A 17786-nucleotide genomic window follows, 5' to 3' on the forward strand; every position below is an offset into this window, starting at 1 on the left:
GATTGAGTATGTCAACGTTTACGCTGCTTTCACCACAGGCTTTTTCAGCATGCCGGCGAGGAATGCGGTGACGATGGCGCCGGCAATGATTGCTGCCGCATAGAGGAGCACTTTCATAAGGCCGCCGTCTACAAGGCCCATGACGAAGATTCCGCCGTGCGGAGCGCGCAGGCTGATGTCGAACAGCATCGTGAGCGCGCCCGTCACGGCAGCGCCGCCGATCGATGCCGGAATGACCCGTGCCGGGTCGGCCGCCGCGAACGGGATGACGCCTTCCGTGATAAAGCAGGCGCCCAGCACGTACGCCGTCTTGCCCGCTTCTTGCTCCTGTTTCGAGAATCGCTTCTTGAACAGGGTCGTGGCGAGCGCCATGCCGAGCGGCGGCACCATGCCCGCGGCCATGACCGCTGCGATGAAGTTGAAGTTGCCCGCATCCAGCATGGCGATGCCGAATGTGTAAGCCGCCTTGTTGACCGGGCCGCCCATGTCGACCGCCATCATGGCGCCGATGATCAGGCCGACCAGCACCTGGTTGGTGCCGCCTAGCCCTTCAAGGAACGAAGACAGGCCTGTATACAGCTTCGTCAGCTGCGGGTTGATCAGCATCATGATGAGGCCGGTGATGGCGATGCTGAACAGCGGATAGAAGAGGACCGGCTTCAGCCCTTCAAGCGCATCCGGCAGTTTGGCGAACATCCTTTTGACAAAGAGCGTCACATAACCGGCCAGGAAACCGGCGATGATACCGCCGAGGAAGCCGGACCCGCCGTCGGCCCCTTCCACCCCGGATATGGTGACCGCGATCAGGCCGCCGACCATACCGGGCGCGAAGCCGGGACGTTCGGCGATGCTTGATGCAATAAAGCCTGCCAGGACCGGGACCATGAGGAAGAATGCCATGCCGCCGCCGATTGTATTCAGCATGGCGGCGAATGCATTGTACTCGGGGCTATCCGGATTGCTGGAGTTGATGCCCCAGAAGAAGGACAGGGCGATTAGGATCCCGCCCCCGACGACAAACGGAAGCATGTTCGATACGCCGTTCATCAGGTGCTTGTAGAAGCCGCTTTTCGGCTCTGCCGAATCCCCCTTGTCCGTACTGCGTTCGGCGTGGTAGATTGGGGCGTCTTTTGTTGCGGCGCGGTCCAGCAGCGCATCCGTTTCATGGATCGCCTTGCCGACCTTTGTCTGGATGACGGGCTTGCCGTCAAAGCGCGCCATCTCCACTTTCGTATCGGCGGCGACGATGATGATATCCGCCTCGGCAATCTCTTCAGGAGTCAGCCGGTTTTTCACGCCGGACGAGCCGTTCGTCTCGACCTTGATCGGGATGCCCCGTTCCTTCGCCCGTTCATTCAGCTTCTCGGCTGCCATGTACGTATGTGCGATGCCGGTCGGGCATGCAGTGACTGCGAGCACCTTTCCAAGTGCAGGGGCCGCATCCGCCGGCGTTGGCGAAGGTTCAGCCGGCGCTTCGGATTCAGCCGGGGCCTCCGGCTCATCCAGTTCCCGCTCCTTGTCGTTGACAGCGGCAAGCACTTCATCGGCAGATGCCGCATTCAGAACACGCTCCCGGAACTTGCCGTCCATAAGGAACGTTGCGAGCCGGGACAGCGCCTCAAGATGGTCATTGTTCGCTCCTTCGCTTGCAGCGATCATGAAGAACAGGTGGGCCGGCTGGCCGTCGAGCGACGCGTAGTCGATTCCTCCGGCGGAGCGGCCGAACGCAATTGCCGGCTCACGGACCGCAGCTGACTTGGCATGGGGGATGGCAATTCCATCACCGATGCCGGTCGTGCTCTGCTGCTCGCGCGCGAGGATGTCATTCATGAAAGCTTCCCGGTCGGACAGCTTGCCCGCCTCATCGAGCTTGCCGACGAGTTCCGAGAGTGCGGCTTCCTTGGTTGAAGCCGCCAGGTCGAGAAGCACTGTATCTTTAGTCAACAAAGAAGTAATGTTCATCGGTTATTCCCTCCGTTCAATCGGGTGACCGTTACCTGTTCAGCCAGTGCATCCACATCTTCTTTCCGGCACAGGTCCGAACGGGAGACGGTCGCACTGCCTGCCGCGACTCCGTACCGGAAAGCGTGTTCCGCCTCCTTGCCGGACTCAATCGCTGCGATGAAGCCGGAGACGAGTGAGTCGCCGGCACCGACGGTATTGACCACCCTTACTTTGGGCGCCTGCGCCTCGGCTTCCATGGCCTCAGAAACGTAGAGCGCGCCTTCCCCGCCCATCGAAACGATGACGTGCCGGACCCCCTGCCCTACGAGCAGACGGGCATAATGCAGGGCCTCTTCCTTCGTTTTGATCTCTGCTCCGAACAGTTCGCCGAGCTCATGTTCGTTCGGTTTCATCAGTTCGGGCTTCATGCCGGCGAGCTCCTTCAGGACGGGTCCGGACGTATCGACGGCAAGCCGGATGCCGCTGTCCCGGCAGATGCCTGCCAGTTCCGCGGCAAAGTCCGCTCCTGCCGAATCGGGAATCCTTCCCGCCAGTACGAGCCAGTCGCCCCGCTCCATCCGTCTCACACGGTCCAGCAGCTGCCGGAGCTCCTGCTCCGTGATTTCAGGGCCGGGGCCGTTCAGTTCCGTCTCCTGTTCCGACTTGATCTTCACATTGATGCGGGTGATGCTGTCCGTCCGGATCATCTCTGTCCGGATGCCCTCCTCCCGAAGGAACTGCTCCAGATAATCGCCCGTAAAGCCCCCGGCAAGCCCGATTGCGGTGCTTCCTGTGCCAAGCCGTTTCAAAACGCGGGAGACATTGATTCCCTTGCCTCCCGGATAGTAGTAAACTTCTTCCGAACGGTTAAGTTTCCCGGGGGTGAAGCCGGGAAGGTAAACGGTATAGTCCAGAGAAGGTGTCAGTGTATACGTGTAGATCATTCCGTCACCACCTTGACAGTTGTCTCGTTCTCAACGGCATCCATCATGGCCCCATCCAGGGAGTCCGTGATCAGTGCGGCGCCGGCGAGCGGAAGGACTTTGGTAAAGCTGACCTTGCCGGCTTTGCTGTGGTCCGCGACGACGTAGGCGCGCCGGGCAAGGGAAGCGGCCAGTTTCTTGACGGCGGCCTCCTCGGGGTCAGGCGTCGTATAGCCGTACTCCGGGTCGAAACCGTTCGCCCCCAGAAAACACCGGTCAAAGCGGTACTCGGAAAGCGCTCCGGTCGCCTGCGGACCGACCAGCGCACGCGTCTTCCCCTTTATGCAGCCGCCGGTCAGATAAGTCGTGATTCCATGATCAATGAGGGCATCCACATGGGTCAGGCCGTTGGTCACGACGACGGTCTCCTTCCCTGCAAGAAACGGAATCATCCGGAAAGTCGTCGTGCCCGCGTCAAGGAAGATGAATTCCCCTTCCTCGACAAGCCCGGCGGCATGTGCCGCAATGCGCTGTTTTTCCTGCTCGTTTTTGACCGATTTGTCAGAAACGCTCAGTTCCTGGATATTTCGGTCACGGATTGTGGCACCCCCGTGAATGCGCTCCAGGAGATTCATCGCCTCAAGTTCCGTCAAATCCCTGCGAATGGTCGACTCCGAGGCCCCTGTGCCTTCCATGAGCTCGGCGATTTTCACAGTCTGCCGTTGTTTCAGCAGACCCATGATCCATTCATGGCGTTCAGTTGTCAGCATGTTCAATCACCCATCCGTCGTTGATTAAAGCCCATTTTACTTGAAATCGGTTCCAAAATCTATCATAATCGTTCACAAACAATCAAAAACAGTCATCCATTCTGACTGTCTTCATTTAGGAGGAATTACTCATGGTCGAAAAACAATATACAATCAGTGCTTCCGAAGGCCTCCACGCGCGGCCGACTTCCCTGCTCGTCGGTTCGCTTGCGCCGTTTTCTTCCGATATCACCCTGATCTACAACGACAAATCCGTAAACATGAAGTCCATCCTCGGCGTCATGTCGCTCGGAGTGGCATCGGGAGCGACCATAACAGTCAAGGCGGAAGGCGCGGATGAAAATGAAGCGATCGCCAAAATCGATGAAGTCATGAAATCCGAAGGGCTGGCCGGCTGAATGGAGCAGCGGATCACAGGCATCGCAGCATCCGGAGGCATCGCGATTGCAAAGGCCTTCCGGCTGGAACATCCGGACCTCGAGACAGAACAAGTCACCGTGGCAGACGCGGAAGCGGAAAGCGCCCGCCTGGACAGGGCAATCGCCGACGCGCGCGGGGAACTTGAAACCATCCGAAAGCATGCGTCCGAACAGCTGAGCCAAAGCGAAGCAGAGATCTTCAGCGCCCACCTGCTCGTTCTTGATGACCCGGAACTGATCGGGCCGATCAAGGAGAAGATCCGCTCCAAACAGGTGAATGCGGAGCATGCACTGAAACAGACAGCGGACGGCTTTGTCGCCCTGTTCGAGTCAATGGACAATGAATACATGAAAGAGCGTGCAGCCGACGTTCGGGATGTCACCAAGCGGATCCTTGCCCATCTGCTCGGCGTGACGCTCCAGAGTCCCGCGATGATCCGCGAACAGACGATCATCATCGCGGAGGACCTGACCCCTTCCGACACCGTGCAGCTGAACCCCGAATACATCCAGGGATTTGTCACAGACATCGGCGGCCGCACGTCACACTCCGCAATCCTGGCAAGAACGCTTGAGATCCCGGCGGTCGTCGGCAGCCGCTCCGCGATGGCACAGGTCGAAAACGGCGTAACGGTCATTGTCGACGGAACAGCCGGCGAGGTGATTATCAGCCCGTCTGACGCCACGCTCAAGGCCTATCAAGAAAAGCGCCGGCTGTATGCGGAAGAACAGGCACAGCTCACCCGGCTCGTCCATGAGCCCACCCGCTCCAAAGACGGCCACCAGGTTGAACTGGCGGGCAACATCGGATCCCCGTCCGATGTCGCCAAAATCCTCGAGAACGGCGGAGAAGGCATCGGCCTGTTCCGCACAGAGTTCCTTTATATGGGCCGCGACCAGTTTCCTACGGAAGACGAGCAGTACGAAGCTTACAAGAGCGTACTGGAACAGATGAAAGGACGCCCGACGATCGTCCGCACACTCGACATCGGCGGCGACAAGGAACTGCCTTACCTGAACCTGCCGGAAGAGGCGAACCCGTTCCTCGGCATCCGCGCCATCCGGCTGTGCCTCCAGGAAGAAGACATGTTCCGCGTCCAGCTCCGGGCGCTGCTTCGGGCAAGCGTACACGGGCACCTGAAAATCATGTTCCCGATGATCGCGACACTGGATGAATTCCGGCGCGCCAAGGCGGTCTTCCTCGATGAGAAGGAAAAGTTGGAACAAAGCGGGGTGCCTGTCAGCGACCGGATCGAACTCGGCATGATGGTCGAGATCCCGTCCGCCGCGCTCATGGCCGATCAGTTTGCCAAGGAAGTCGACTTCTTCTCGATCGGCACGAACGACCTGATCCAGTACACGATGGCCGCCGACCGGATGAACGAACAGCTGTCGTACCTGTACCAGCCGTTCAGCCCGGCAGTTCTCCGGCTGATCAAGATGGTCATTGATGCCGCCCACCGGGAAGGCAAGCATGCCGGCATGTGCGGCGAGATGGCAGGAGACGAAGCCGCCATCCCGGTCCTGCTCGGCATGGGCCTCGATGAATTCTCGATGAGCGCTTCCTCCATCCTGAAAGCCCGCGCAAAGATCGCCGGCCTTTCCAAGTCGGAGATGGAAGCGAAGATCGACCATATCCTATCCCTCTCCTCCGGTGAGGAAGTCCGTTCATACGTTGAACAGTCTCTATAAAAAAGCGCATCGCCCTAGTGAGGGTGATGCGTTTTCTCTTTATAATTATCTAGAATTCGAGATAAAAGTGTTGACTTGCCCCTTCCTCCCTTTCATAATTCTAATCAAATACCTCGAATTCGAGATAATTAAGGAGATATAAAGCATGACAAACTGGACAATCGATACAGCACACTCGAACATCAGCTTTTCGGTCAAACACATGATGGTATCCAAAGTACGCGGATCATTTGGCGACTATTCGGCAGTCATCCATGCAACGGATCTGACAGACCTTTCCGGTGCCGGCGTGGAATTCACCATCCGAACCGCTTCCATCGATACAGGCAACGAAGACAGGGACAACCACCTTCGTTCCGCAGATTTCTTCGATGCAGAGACATTCCCGGAAATCAAGTTCCGCTCAACGCATATTGAAAAAGACGGTGATGACTACAAAATCACCGGCGACATGACAATCAAGGATGTCACAAAGCCTGTCACTTTCAATGCGGAATACAATGGCAAGGGAACAAACCCTTGGGGCGTGGACGTGTATGCATTCGAAGCGGAGTCGAAACTGTACCGTGAAGACTTCGGACTGACATGGAACGCTGCCCTTGAAACGGGCGGCGTCCTGGTCGGCAAAGAGATCAAGATCAACCTCGATCTCCAGATCAATCCTGCATCTGCCGAATAATCCAAGGCCCGATACAAGAACGCCCTTCCGGAAATTCCGGAAGGGCGTTTTCGATTTCATTCTATGCATTAAAGCCCGGCCTGCACCTGCAGGCCCGCCTTTTCCTTTTTACCGTGCATCGAGAAGTACAGCAGCGCCGATACGAGCACGACCGCAGCCAGGATCAGGTAAAGCGTACTGAAGCTCATGTGTGCAATCAGGAACCCGATCAGGAACGGGCCAAATCCGAGTCCCACATCCAGTGCAATGAAAAACGTCGATGTGGCAAGGCCCATCCGGTGCGATGGCGTGAGCTTGACCGCGACCGCCTGCGTGCAGGACTGCATGTTGCCGAACCCCAGTCCGATCAAAACGCCGGAAACGAGCAGCATCAGCCCGTTCTGGGCAGTCCCCAGCAGCACTAGGCCGGCCGCAAACAGGACAAATGCAGGATACATCACGGCGTTCGCCCCTTTAACATCCATCAGCCGGCCGGTAAACGGACGCGACAGCAGGACCGATACGGAATACACGAGAAAGAAGAAACTTGCCGCGCTCACCAGGTCGATCTCGATGGCATAGCTCCCGATAAACGACAAGACGCCGGAATAACAGAACGCGACGACCATGGTCACGAGCGCGATCGGAATAGCGCGCGGTTCAACAATCCGGGAGAGGCTGAACCTCCTCTCTTCCGCCGGTTCCGCCACATCCTCCGCTTCAGGAACCCGCAGGAACAGCGCAACCGCCAGGCCGACGACACTGACGGCGAGGCAAAGGCCGAAGATGGCCGTCATTCCGGTTTTGCCGCTCATGTAAAGTCCGATGAACGGCCCGATCGCGGTGGCGAGCGTCGAGCTCATGCTGTAGTAGCCGATCCCCTCCCCCTTACGCGCCCTCGGGATAATCTGGGCCACAATTGTCCCGGTCGCTGTACTGGCGATTCCCAGCGCCACTCCGTGAAGAAATCGAGTCAGCATGAGAAAGGGGATTCCCAGCTGGATGAAATACAGGGCAGTTGTCAAAGCAAACAGGGTCAGTCCGATGAACAGGGTTTTCCTCCGTCCCACTGATTCAATACTGTGCCCGGTAAACAGCCGTCCGGCCAGCGCCCCCACAATGAAGAGGCCGGTGACCAGCCCTGCCTCAATGGCAGTCGCCCCGTATTCGTCAGCTGCATAAATACCGATGATGACCACCAGTAGGTAAAAGACCAGCGTCATGAGGAAGTTGACACCGGATACGATCATGAAGTCCCTTGTCCAGAGCTTACCCTCAGGCTTCATCTCCGGTCCCCCCTTCCCGCAGGAGATTCTTTTTGATTTCAGGAAGGAGACGGTTCAGCAGCACCTGCTCCTCGTACCCGACCCCTTCCAGGAGTTTACGCTCCAGCCGTGAAATCTTCTCCCGGCAATCCCGGTATACGGTCTCTCCTGATTCCGTCAATCGGATGACCTTGACCCGCCTGTCATTCCCCGGAATCTGTTCGACCACGCCCTGCTCTTCCAAGCGGTGGACCCTTCTCGTAATCGAGGGCTTTTCGACCTCGTAATAGTTCGAAATCTCCACAAGCGTAGACGGTCCTTCCCGCTCAATATAGAAAATGACCTGCCACAACGAATACGACAGCCCGTGCGGCTCCAACAATTGATTCAGCCTGGTGATCAGCGGACGATATACGGCCAGATACTGGCGAAAAATCCCTTCCATCATTCCGTCCTCCTATGTTACTCAAATTAACTATTGACTAAGGTAACTATAGGGGAGGCGAAATGAATTGTCAATAACTTACGCTCGCTGAACACTGATAATCTGAAGCTGACTATTTGGTGATGGCAAGTCTGTCCTGACTTAAGTTCACACAAAAGGGAATGATTCTTTTATAATGGGCCAAGACGAGGAGTGGTGACCTATAAAACTTAATACGCAACAAGACAAACATCAAGAGACATTGCTACATAATCCGACCGGGAAAACCCGGCTCGGGCTGGCGCTCGTCCTCGGACTTCTTGCAATTCTCGGACCTCTTAATATTGATATGTATCTGCCGAGCTTTCCGGAAATCTCCAGGGAGTTGGGGACCGGTGCCTCACAGGTGCAGCTCAGTCTGACCGCCTGTCTGATCGGGCTTGCACTGGGGCAAATCGTTGTCGGCCCGATCAGTGATGCCCAGGGCAGGAAAAAGCCGTTGATCATCGGCACTTCACTGTTTGCCCTGTCATCCATTTTCTGCGCGCTCGCCCCCAATATTACGGTGCTCATCATTGCACGGTTCCTGCAGGGATTCACCGCTGCGGCGGGGGTTGTCCTTTCCCGTGCCGTTGTGCGGGATGTCTTCAGTGGACGGGAAATGACGAAATTTTTCTCGCTGCTGATGGTCATTAATGCCGTCGCCCCTGTCCTGGCCCCGATGCTCGGCGGAGCGATTCTGGCACTGCCTTCGGCAAATTGGGAGACCATTTTCTATGCATTGGCTCTGATCGGCGTCCTGATCGTTGCCATCGTAGCCGCAAAGCTGAAGGAAACCTTACCGCCGGAAAAGCGGATTCCAAGCTCCATCGGTTCCTCGGTGAAAACGATGGGCAGTTTATTGAAGGACCGCTCCTTTATCGGCTACGCGCTCGTTGTCGGGTTTGTCCATGGCGGGAGTTTTGCCTATGTTTCGGGCACGCCTTTTGTTTACCAGCAGATCTACGGTGTGTCCCCGCAGGTATTCAGCATCCTGTTCGGGATCAACGGAATAGCCATCATCACCGGAAGCTTCATCATCGGGCGGTTCGGCGGAATCGTATCTGAGAAGAAGCTGCTGCAGGCAGCCGTCACCATCGCTGCGGCTTCAACGTTCTTCCTGCTGATCATGACCATCGTCAAAGGCCCGCTGGCGTCGCTGGTGATCCTGATTTTCATCTACATGACCACGATGGGCATGATCATCACCAGCACCTTCACCCTCGGAATGGCCAAGCAAGGGGGCCGTGCCGGCAGTGCCAGTGCTGTTCTCGGCATGCTTCCTAGCCTGCTCGGAGCGGCCTTCACCCCGCTTTCCGGCATCGCTGGCGCCACTGCCGTCCCGATGGGTGCGACCCTTTTCGGCACTTCCCTCATCGGCCTGATCGCCTTTTTCACACTGGTCAGGAAAGGCAGTGAAGAGGAGTACTAAATGCAATCATCCCTCTCCAGATGATAACGGAGAGGGATTTTTTTCTTATCGGGCACGATCCGCAAGACTCCGGTTCCCTCTCCCCGGTCATTCTGCTGTATACTGATGGAATACCGAAGACCATTCTTTACTTTATATAGACCATCCTTCGGAAAGGACGTTTCCTTGACCGGATGAATCTTAAATCAGAAATGAGCAGGTGAATTATTTGATCGAAATCAAAACATCCACACTAAGCGACGGGGAATTCAACAGAGGGGTTTTTGCCACGTGTGATATCAGCAAAGGCACGCTGATCCATCAGGCCCCGGTGATTGCCTACCCGAATGACCAGCATGAACATATCGAGCAGACGCTTCTGGCTGACTATGCGTTTGAATACGGCCTCAATCATACCGCCATCCTTCTCGGTTACGGGATGCTGTTCAACCACTCGTATCAGCCAAATGCGACCTATGAAATCAGCTTCGAGAATCATACGTTCGACTTCTATGCCCACACGCCCATCAAAATGGGTGAGGAGATCCTCATCAACTACAACGGAGACGAGGATGACCAGGAGCTACTGTGGTTTGACCGGGAGGAAGAACCCGAAGCCTGAAGGGGTCAAAAAACCACTCATAAAACCTGAATACAGAGTCCGGCATGGTTTCAATTAACGAATTTTCATAAACAAAAGAAAGGACGATGAACCAATGGGGTTCATCGTCCTTTCATATTTATCCGATTGTAATGACGCCAAGCAGAACTGCAGCAATTGTCATGACTGTGACTGTTCCGAACGCCCATTTCATGGCAAAGCGCTGCAAGTCACCGAATTCCGTCCCGACTAAGCCGATCAGCAAGTGCGCAGCAGCCACCAAGGGGCTCAGAACGTGGACCGGCTGGCCGATCAATGACGCCCTTCCAATTTCCACTGCGCTGACGCCATAGGCTTCACCGGCTTGAGCAAGAATTGGCAGAACCCCAAAGTAGAAGGCATTATTGGACATGAAGAACGTGAATGGTGCACTAATGAATGCTACTAAGACTGCCAAATAAGGACCCAATGCATCCGGGATTATCACGACCAATGTTTGTGCCATGGCGTCGATCATCTCAGTGCCTGACATGATCCCCGAGAAGATACCAGCTGCAATAACAATCGATACTACAGCCAACGCGTTTCTCGAATGAGCTGCAATACGCTCTTGTTGCAGCTTCAATTCCGGATAGTTCACAAGCAAAGCGATTCCAAAGAAGATCATGAAGAGAATGGCCAATGACATAAAGTCGATAATCAGGCATGCCATTAAGACAACTGTCAATAACAGGTTAAACCAAACCAATTTTGGGCGCTTATAATCTGCGTTCCCAACTGTGTCCATTGCAGCCGCCAGCTGAAGATCCGCCTCTCTCTTGGACACGGGTTCAAGCTCCACGACACCCAATCTTTTTTGTTCCATCCTGCCCAAGAGGAATGCCGCAATCAGCACCCAGATCAGACCGAAGCCCATGACAGGAATCATCGGGATAAACAATTCAGAGGAGTCCAGACCCAGTGATGCCATGGCCATTGCAGAAGCACCACCCCATGGGGTCATGTTCATGACGCCCATCGAGAGCATAGCTACGGTCGCCAGGACGAGCCGGTTCATGCCAAGCCGTTTATACAGAGGCAGTAATGCGGAACAAGTGATGATGTAAGTAGTTGTCCCGTCCCCATCCAATGCAACCATCATCGAAAGGACAGCTGTTCCAAGAACAATCTTTAACGGATCCCCTTTTACAATTTGAAGGATTTTAGCAATTAGTGGATCAAAGAGGCCTGTGTCGATCATGATTCCGAAGTATAGAATGGCAAACAAAATCATGATTGCCGTCATTGCAACGTTTTCTACACCGGCCTTCATCATTGGCCCCAGCTCGGTAAGGAAGCCGCCTATGATACCAAACACAATCGGCACAATCATAATCGCGACTAAAGCCGACATCCGCTTTGACATGATCAGATACATAAAGACTGCAACCATCGAGAAACCTAGTAGTGCTAGCATTTATTCCCTTCCCCCTTTGTATATGAATGTTGTTTGAAAGTCTGAAGCGCTAAATTAGTGCCAGCTTGGTAACGCTTTCAGTAATGTGATTATTTTATCAAGGGGTTTTTGGGGTGGATATATATAATTCTTAATGGGTATATAAATCCTTTTTCTCATTGTTTTCATATTTTCCACGATTAAAAAATGAATCCCCGCGCTGCTGCAACAGCTGCGCAGGGATTCATTTTGCTACTCGCTTATATTTCCTTTCAGGTCGGCCAACACTTCCGTAAATGATTTCTACTTCAATCTCTTCAAGGGATACTAAATACTCAAGATACCTTCTCATGGTTGAATAGCTGATCCCCACCATACGGCTGAGTTCATCCGCACTCTGACTTCCTTGCATTTTCTGAGTTGCGGTCCTGACCAACTTCAGAGTATGTTTGTCGATGCCTTTTGGATAGGCCACTTTTGGGCTTTCTGAAACAACCGATGATTGCTGGTTTTTCCGAAAATACACATCGATTTTTTCCTGGTTCACAACTGGTTCCTGATGCAATTGTCCTCTAAAGACTTCATATTCCCTCAAAGTCGCAATCAGCTTATCAACAATTACCGGTTTCACCAAATAACCAAAAGCCCCTCCGTGAATGGCTTCACTGACTGTTTTTGTATCATTTGCAGCTGTGATGAGTATGACATCGATACCCCGGTACTGTTTCCTGATTTCCCTCAACAGGTCAATCCCGTTCATATCCGGCAGAAAGACATCCAGCAGCAAGAGTTGAGGTTGAATGACTTTCAATATCTGCAAAGCCTGTTCACCCGTGCTGGCCGTTGCAACCACATGAAAGCGCTCCATCTGATCCGTAAACTGCTTGTAAATATTTGCCGCATCTTCATCGTCTTCTATAATGATGACATTGATTTTTTCTTCAGCCATGTGATCATCACCTCTTTACTCCTGCGGAATCACGATTGTGAACCTCGCACCGCCCAACTCGCTTTTAGCCACATAAATCTGACCGTTGAGCGAATTAAGTGCACTTTTGGCAATGGCGAGGCCGATGCCATGATCTCCTTCGCTTTTTGTCGTGAATCCTTCTTGAAAAATCTCTTCTGCCATCTTTTCCGGCACGCCCGCACCGTTATCTTCAATATCAAAAACAATCTCTTTTCCTAAATCCGTAAAAGATACATTCACCCTGCCCTCACTCCGGTTCTTTTTACGGGCAGCTTCCATCGCATTGTCAATCACATTGCCGATGATCGGAACAAACTGATTAGACTTTGACATCTCCAGTTCACTGCTCATATGGCTTCCGGGATCAATCACCAATTGGACCTGCAGTTCTTTGGCCCGATTCACCTTTCCGAGCAGACATGCCGCTATCAACGGGTCTCTGACAGATGACATTAGAAATGAAATGACATCTTGCCGATCGCTCACCTCTGAAGAGACGATGTTGATTGCACGATCATACTCTTGCAGGACGAGCAGCCCATAGATGGTGTTGAGCTTATTTAGAAATTCATGGTTTTGTGCTCTCATATTCTCAGAGAAATTCTTGATCTTCGAGAATTCTTCGGTTAACTGTTCAATTTCCGAAACGGAACGGATTGTCAGGACCACGCCGCCGACTTCATCCTGCTTAAGGATCGGCGATGCATCCAGCACATAGAATTGCTGGTCCAGCAGCAGCTTTTTGTTATTGGCGCTTTGCTTTGTCGAGATGACCTGATCGATATATGTTGTCAACTGATGCTGATTGATGATTGTTTCCACAGACAGTTGGTGATCACCCAACAGTTCTCTGGCCCGCCTATTCATTGATGTAATTTTCTTTTCATTGTTTACAGTAATCGTAGCATCAAGAATCGATTCAAGCGTCGCTTCCTTCTCTTGAAAAAGATAAGATATCTCTTCCGGTTCCAATCCAAAGGTAAGCTTTTTCATCCGCCTGGCAATCATGACCGCACCGGCGATTCCCAAGAAAAGTGGAATTATTGATAATTGGATGATGTGTCTTCGGTAATCAAATACTTGCGCCTCAATCCGGTTGATCAGAAAACCAACGGAGGAAACGCCAATCAGATCCCCTTCTTCGTTCCAGATCGGCGTCTTAGCCTTGATGGCTGGACCGGAAACCCCTTCCCCCCGATAAATGATCGAACGGTGTTCCTTGAAGACCGCGTCGTTGCTCGTCGCAGTGGGTTCACCAATATTCTCGGGATTGGGATTCGAGTAACGCAAACCCTTTTCATTGGCGACGACCACATAGTCCGCGCCCGATATATGCCGGATTTCTTCTGCAATGGGCTGGATGGCGACAGACGGCTGTTTATCTTCGAATGCCTTTATGATGTCCTCATTTTGTGCCGTCAATTTGGCGACAGTCATCGCCTGTTCCCCCATATAGCTTTCCACGATATCGTCAAGCATGGTTGAAAACAAAACGATGATCAGCAACGCACTGGTGCAGATGACGATGACGATAAGAATGGTGAGTTGTGTCAGTAACGTGATGTGCTTTCTTTTTCGTGTAACGCCCATTTGCTCAGTGTCGCTCCTGTCTTGAATATAAACCGCTTACAAGTCGTATCCAATCATTATATCCCGACAATACAGATTGTTCAATGTACGGTTGGATCAGCGGGAAGTGCGGTGAATTTTGAGTCCAAAGAAGAGTTCACCAAACCTCCACGGCCTCTTCTCAGTTTGGCCAGATGCACATGCTACACTTTGGGTAATGGAGGTTGAATCGAATGAAACAGGCAATTACCGACAATCCGCTCATGACGAAAGCCGAACAGTTTATCAGAGAATGCTACGGGGAGCTTGGCATCCCGGAGGACCGGCAGGAGGATCGGATCCGGGAAATCCGTTCGGAAGTGGAAGCCACCGGAACGTATGTCCACACGTCCTTTGAACTTACACACGGGGCCAGGATGGCGTGGCGCAACAGTAACCGATGCATCGGGCGGCTGCTCTGGCACACCCTGCATGTTGTCGATGCCCGCCATGTGAGCACTGCAGAAGATGCGTATGAACAACTGCTGGACCATATCCGCTTTGCCACGAATAGCGGGAAGGTCCGCTCCACGATCACCGTTTTCCCGCCGCGAAAAGACGGAATTGACCCGCTCCGGGTCCTCAACCATCAGCTGATCCGCTACGCAGGGTATGAGGCTGGCGAACAGGTGACCGGCGATCCGGCATCCCTCCGATTTACCCGCCTGTGCGAAAAGCTCGGCTGGCAGGGAGAAGGCACGCCATTCGACGTCCTCCCCCTCGTCGTCCGGGAAAACGGGAAAGACCCCGAACTTTTCAGAATTCCGGACGACGTCGTCATGGAAGTGCCGATCACCCATCCGGATAACGGCAGATTCCGCGAGCTTGGCCTGAAATGGTATGCCGTCCCGATGATCTCGGATATGCTGCTGGAAATCGGCGGAATCGAGTATCCGATGGCGCCGTTCAACGGCTGGTACATGGGCACGGAAATCGGCGCGAGGAACTTCGCGGATGAGGACCGCTATCACCTCCTGCCGGCCGTGGCGGATGTGTTAGGGCTCGATACGTCGTCCAACCGGTCGCTCTGGGTCGACCGTTCCCTCGTCGAGCTGAACGTCGCTGTGCTGCATTCCTATCAGCAGGCCGGTGTCACGCTTGTCGACCATCATACGGCGGCCGAGCAGTTCCGGAAGTTCGAGGAAAACGAGCGGAAAAACGGCCGCGCCGTCACCGGAAACTGGTCCTGGCTCATTCCCCCGCTGTCCCCTGCGTCGACCCACATTTTCCACAAGCCATATCATAATGAAAAGCTGACTCCGAATTACTTTTATCAGGAGCCGCCTGAAATCTGAAAGGGACCCATCCGCCGATGGGTCCCTTGCTTATTCCGTCTTCCTGACTACGATCCGATTTTTCCTCTAGCAAACAATCTGATCCCTCAACAAAGACACTGTATAAGATTTCCATTCATTGGTCGGTTTGACCACGGGGAACAAAAATCCGTTCATATGATATAAAGACTGAAATTGTTACAATTTCGGTCCTATGACAATACTTTAGAAAGGAGGAGCTAAGATGAGCACATACTCTAGTTCCGAATGGTATAAAGATGACGATTACCACAAGGAATACAACTGCCATGGGCATGATGGATGCAAGGGCAACTGCCATGGATATGGCGGATGCAAAGGCTACTGCCACGGACAAGGCGGATGCAAGGGCAGCTGCCACGGACAAGGCGGATGCAAAGGCAACTGCCACGGACAGGGCGGATGCAAAGGCAGCTGTCACGGACAGGGCGGATGCAAAGGCAACTGCCACGGACAGGGCGGATGCAAGGGCAACTGCCACGGACAACATGGAAAATGCCATTGCAGCGGCAAGGGGCACTGCGATGATTGCCATCACGGATCCTGCAGAAGGTTTATCTGCGACGATGATTTCAGACTGCGCTTAGGCGGCCTGCAAAATGGATTGGGCTTCCGTCTCAGGCAGCTGATCGGCTGCTATGCAGAATTCACCCTGGAAGACGACAAGGTCGTCCACGGAAAAATATGTCATGTCGGATCCAACTTTGTTGAAATGCTGGTGGATGAGTCCGCTCCCCAAACCGAAGACCCACCCAAGGCGGCTGCTGAAGACAAGAATGATGATCCGGATCCAAAAGAAAAAGAACCGTATCCTAAGAAGAAAACCCACACCATGATCTTCTCATTGGAAAAGATCAATCATTTAAAACATCGATGCGGATGCACTGGTCCTTGCGGATGCAAGTAACCGATTGATTCAGAAAGCATGACTGAGGGGGATGGATTTGATCCTCCCCTCATTTGAGATGAGGAGGATACCATGCCATGACAGATGTTTTCAAGAAGATCCTTGCCGAGAGCAGCGGACATTCTGTTATAAAACGCATGCATTTATTTCTTATGCTCCATTTAAATAATGGGACCGCCTTTTCCGTTTCGGCGGAAGATGATTCGGGAGAACTTTTCAACACTCATCTGTTCAGGTTTGAGCATCACATTCCACACCGCCGTTGTGTGACCTTGATACCGGTTCATCCGCTTACCCATATTGCTTCCCCCAAGTCCTCCGTCACGGTGGACCTTCACTCGTTCTGCGGCTTTCAATGGGTGGATCCGAAAAGGCTGACGAAGATACCGGATCACCGCTCTGATCCGGCTCAAGGTCATTTGAGTGTGCGAAAAGATGATCCGATAGACGTTTCAAATGTCTTATCCAAACACCCGAAAGTCTCCCGGTCCACAACCGTCATTCCGTTTGATAAGATCAAGAAGATTACGATCAGACCAAATAAAGGGAAATAGAGCTGCAGCGATGAGAGGTTACCATCGCTTCGGCTCTTTTGTTGTGGCACCAACCTTACAGTCCTGCCGCCAACTAAAAGGGAACCATCCGGACAGCGGACGGCTCCCTTTTGATATCAAACTGCTTCCTTCACTATTTTGATCATCGTGATTCTTCCCATCGGGATGATCTCAACGTCTTTCTTGACCTTCAGGACAACCGATTCCTCGTTGACATCCGTTACGAATCCCACAATCGTCTCATCACCGAGTGTAAGTTCAACCGTTTTGGCCTCCAGGAACAACAGGTAAATATTGAATCTCATCCTGAAGAACAGATGCAGCAATTGTGGAGACGAAGCCACGGTTGCGCCGAAATTGAACGTCAGGTCCCGGCGGAGACAAGGGTCGATCTCCCGCAGTTCCGCTTCATGGTCAGGTTCAGCAAACCTTCCGCATGGTTCCACTTTTGCAATGGTCCGGTAAGGCAGGATGACTTCCGTCTGTTCATCCAGGAGAACCGCAAAGTCATGTCCGGCTGTGTGGACTTTTCCCATTACCGTCCGTCCGCCCCCGATTTCCACTTTTACCTGTAACCCCATCAGCCCGGAGAACACCTTCAGGAACGTTTCTTCCGGCGGTCTTTCATCATCCAAAGCAAGATCCAGGAGCAGGTTATTGGCGGCATCGATTCTATCGATCAGCTCTGCAAGTTCCCTATCCGGAAGACAGCCCGTAGGTGATGGAAATTCAGGAGATTGGAGTCTTTCCGGACAGCAGCTGTCGTCGATGCAAAAGTCTTCTATGGTGTCCTGAGCCACGAGCGGCAGCTGATCACCGGCAGCAAACTTCATGCTATTCACCTCCTTTCCCC

Annotated in this window: 18 protein-coding genes; 9 read left to right on the forward strand and 9 right to left on the reverse strand. The window is 53.3% G+C overall.

Features of this window, described 5'->3' with window-relative positions; all coding sequences use genetic code 11:
• Window positions 1-18: 18 nt before the first annotated feature.
• Genes AV656_RS12380 through AV656_RS12390 form a run of 3 tightly spaced genes read right to left on the reverse strand, consistent with a single transcriptional unit; the run spans window position 19 to window position 3637 of the window.
• Window positions 19-1962, reverse strand: a complete 1944-nt coding sequence (locus AV656_RS12380; protein WP_063182406.1) for a PTS fructose transporter subunit IIABC — start codon at window positions 1960-1962, stop codon at window positions 19-21.
• Window positions 1959-2888 (reverse strand): 1-phosphofructokinase, encoded by a 930-nt coding sequence (pfkB, locus tag AV656_RS12385; RefSeq protein WP_063182408.1) that lies wholly within the window; start codon window positions 2886-2888, stop codon window positions 1959-1961. Before pfkB ends, AV656_RS12380 begins: the two co-directional genes overlap by 4 nt.
• Window positions 2885-3637: a DeoR/GlpR family DNA-binding transcription regulator gene (locus AV656_RS12390; protein WP_063182410.1), complete on the reverse strand. Its 753-nt coding sequence runs from the start codon at window positions 3635-3637 to the stop codon at window positions 2885-2887. The genes pfkB and AV656_RS12390 overlap by 4 nt, the downstream gene beginning before the upstream one ends.
• Before the next feature lie 131 nt (window positions 3638-3768).
• Between AV656_RS12390 and AV656_RS12395 the strand changes: the two genes are divergently transcribed.
• From AV656_RS12395 to AV656_RS12405, 3 genes are all read left to right on the forward strand, one after another.
• Window positions 3769-4035: a phosphocarrier protein HPr gene (locus AV656_RS12395; RefSeq protein ID WP_063182412.1), complete on the forward strand. Its 267-nt coding sequence runs from the start codon at window positions 3769-3771 to the stop codon at window positions 4033-4035.
• Complete coding sequence (gene ptsP / locus AV656_RS12400; RefSeq protein WP_063182414.1) at window positions 4036-5748, forward strand: phosphoenolpyruvate--protein phosphotransferase; 1713 nt, start codon at window positions 4036-4038, stop codon at window positions 5746-5748.
• Window positions 5749-5893: 145 nt separating this feature from the next.
• A complete protein-coding gene (locus tag AV656_RS12405; RefSeq protein ID WP_063182416.1) occupies window positions 5894-6427 on the forward strand; it encodes a YceI family protein in 534 nt (177 codons plus the stop codon).
• A gap of 68 nt (window positions 6428-6495) precedes the next feature.
• On the opposite strand, the gene AV656_RS12410 is transcribed toward AV656_RS12405, so the two are convergent.
• Both AV656_RS12410 and AV656_RS12415 read right to left on the reverse strand, forming a co-directional pair.
• The gene (locus tag AV656_RS12410) at window positions 6496-7692 is read right to left on the reverse strand and encodes an MFS transporter (RefSeq protein WP_063182417.1); all 1197 of its coding nucleotides are present in this window, start codon (window positions 7690-7692) and stop codon (window positions 6496-6498) included.
• A complete protein-coding gene (locus AV656_RS12415; RefSeq protein WP_063182418.1) occupies window positions 7682-8116 on the reverse strand; it encodes a MarR family winged helix-turn-helix transcriptional regulator in 435 nt (144 codons plus the stop codon). The genes AV656_RS12410 and AV656_RS12415 overlap by 11 nt, the downstream gene beginning before the upstream one ends.
• Window positions 8117-8357: 241 nt before the next feature.
• On the opposite strand from AV656_RS12415, the gene AV656_RS12420 reads away from it, so the two are divergent.
• Together AV656_RS12420 and AV656_RS12425 are read left to right on the forward strand one after the other, a co-directional pair.
• On the forward strand, window positions 8358-9566 hold the full coding sequence (locus AV656_RS12420; RefSeq protein WP_063182419.1) for a Bcr/CflA family efflux MFS transporter: 1209 nt from the start codon (window positions 8358-8360) through the stop codon (window positions 9564-9566).
• A gap of 208 nt (window positions 9567-9774) precedes the next feature.
• Window positions 9775-10167, forward strand: coding sequence for an SET domain-containing protein (locus AV656_RS12425; protein ID WP_063182420.1), 393 nt, complete (start codon window positions 9775-9777; stop codon window positions 10165-10167).
• A 118-nt stretch (window positions 10168-10285) separates the two neighbouring features.
• On the opposite strand, the gene AV656_RS12430 is transcribed toward AV656_RS12425, so the two are convergent.
• The 3 genes from AV656_RS12430 to AV656_RS12440 form a co-directional block, all read right to left on the reverse strand.
• Window positions 10286-11602, reverse strand: a complete 1317-nt coding sequence (locus tag AV656_RS12430) for a CitMHS family transporter (protein WP_063182421.1) — start codon at window positions 11600-11602, stop codon at window positions 10286-10288.
• 223 nt (window positions 11603-11825) lie between these two features.
• The gene (locus tag AV656_RS12435; RefSeq protein WP_063182423.1) at window positions 11826-12530 is read right to left on the reverse strand and encodes a response regulator; all 705 of its coding nucleotides are present in this window, start codon (window positions 12528-12530) and stop codon (window positions 11826-11828) included.
• A gap of 15 nt (window positions 12531-12545) precedes the next feature.
• Window positions 12546-14141: an ATP-binding protein gene (locus AV656_RS12440; RefSeq protein ID WP_063182431.1), complete on the reverse strand. Its 1596-nt coding sequence runs from the start codon at window positions 14139-14141 to the stop codon at window positions 12546-12548.
• A gap of 212 nt (window positions 14142-14353) precedes the next feature.
• On the opposite strand from AV656_RS12440, the gene AV656_RS12445 reads away from it, so the two are divergent.
• The 4 genes from AV656_RS12445 to AV656_RS12460 all read left to right on the forward strand — a co-directional run bounded on the left by AV656_RS12445 (window position 14354) and on the right by AV656_RS12460 (window position 16933).
• Window positions 14354-15454: a nitric oxide synthase oxygenase gene (locus AV656_RS12445; RefSeq protein WP_063182433.1), complete on the forward strand. Its 1101-nt coding sequence runs from the start codon at window positions 14354-14356 to the stop codon at window positions 15452-15454.
• 257 nt (window positions 15455-15711) lie between these two features.
• Window positions 15712-16059, forward strand: coding sequence for a hypothetical protein (locus tag AV656_RS12450; RefSeq protein WP_156484860.1), 348 nt, complete (start codon window positions 15712-15714; stop codon window positions 16057-16059).
• A 17-nt stretch (window positions 16060-16076) separates the two neighbouring features.
• On the forward strand, window positions 16077-16379 hold the full coding sequence (locus AV656_RS16405) for a hypothetical protein (protein WP_156484861.1): 303 nt from the start codon (window positions 16077-16079) through the stop codon (window positions 16377-16379).
• 77 nt (window positions 16380-16456) lie between these two features.
• A complete protein-coding gene (locus AV656_RS12460) occupies window positions 16457-16933 on the forward strand; it encodes a hypothetical protein (RefSeq protein ID WP_063182439.1) in 477 nt (158 codons plus the stop codon).
• Window positions 16934-17049: 116 nt separating this feature from the next.
• On the opposite strand, the gene AV656_RS12465 is transcribed toward AV656_RS12460, so the two are convergent.
• Complete coding sequence (locus tag AV656_RS12465; RefSeq protein WP_063182441.1) at window positions 17050-17766, reverse strand: hypothetical protein; 717 nt, start codon at window positions 17764-17766, stop codon at window positions 17050-17052.
• Between the last annotated feature and the right edge of the window lie 20 nt (window positions 17767-17786).

This window comes from Bhargavaea cecembensis, assembly GCF_001619585.1.
GTDB lineage: Bacteria > Bacillota > Bacilli > Bacillales_A > Planococcaceae > Bhargavaea > Bhargavaea cecembensis_A.

What these genes read in the sequence shown, in the direction of transcription:
- AV656_RS12380 (WP_063182406.1), bottom strand. Translation starts at nt 1,962, where the DNA reads ATGAACATTACTTCTTTGTTGACTAAAGATACAGTGCTTCTCGACCTG.
- pfkB (WP_063182408.1), bottom strand. Translation starts at nt 2,888, where the DNA reads ATGATCTACACGTATACACTGACACCTTCTCTGGACTATACCGTTTAC.
- AV656_RS12390 (WP_063182410.1), bottom strand. Translation starts at nt 3,637, where the DNA reads ATGCTGACAACTGAACGCCATGAATGGATCATGGGTCTGCTGAAACAA.
- AV656_RS12395 (WP_063182412.1), top strand. Translation starts at nt 3,769, where the DNA reads ATGGTCGAAAAACAATATACAATCAGTGCTTCCGAAGGCCTCCACGCG.
- ptsP (WP_063182414.1), top strand. Translation starts at nt 4,036, where the DNA reads ATGGAGCAGCGGATCACAGGCATCGCAGCATCCGGAGGCATCGCGATT.
- AV656_RS12405 (WP_063182416.1), top strand. Translation starts at nt 5,894, where the DNA reads ATGACAAACTGGACAATCGATACAGCACACTCGAACATCAGCTTTTCG.
- AV656_RS12410 (WP_063182417.1), bottom strand. Translation starts at nt 7,692, where the DNA reads ATGAAGCCTGAGGGTAAGCTCTGGACAAGGGACTTCATGATCGTATCC.
- AV656_RS12415 (WP_063182418.1), bottom strand. Translation starts at nt 8,116, where the DNA reads ATGGAAGGGATTTTTCGCCAGTATCTGGCCGTATATCGTCCGCTGATC.
- AV656_RS12430 (WP_063182421.1), bottom strand. Translation starts at nt 11,602, where the DNA reads ATGCTAGCACTACTAGGTTTCTCGATGGTTGCAGTCTTTATGTATCTG.
- AV656_RS12435 (WP_063182423.1), bottom strand. Translation starts at nt 12,530, where the DNA reads ATGGCTGAAGAAAAAATCAATGTCATCATTATAGAAGACGATGAAGAT.
- AV656_RS12440 (WP_063182431.1), bottom strand. Translation starts at nt 14,141, where the DNA reads ATGGGCGTTACACGAAAAAGAAAGCACATCACGTTACTGACACAACTC.
- AV656_RS12445 (WP_063182433.1), top strand. Translation starts at nt 14,354, where the DNA reads ATGAAACAGGCAATTACCGACAATCCGCTCATGACGAAAGCCGAACAG.
- AV656_RS12450 (WP_156484860.1), top strand. Translation starts at nt 15,712, where the DNA reads ATGACGATTACCACAAGGAATACAACTGCCATGGGCATGATGGATGCA.
- AV656_RS12460 (WP_063182439.1), top strand. Translation starts at nt 16,457, where the DNA reads ATGACAGATGTTTTCAAGAAGATCCTTGCCGAGAGCAGCGGACATTCT.
- AV656_RS12465 (WP_063182441.1), bottom strand. Translation starts at nt 17,766, where the DNA reads ATGAAGTTTGCTGCCGGTGATCAGCTGCCGCTCGTGGCTCAGGACACC.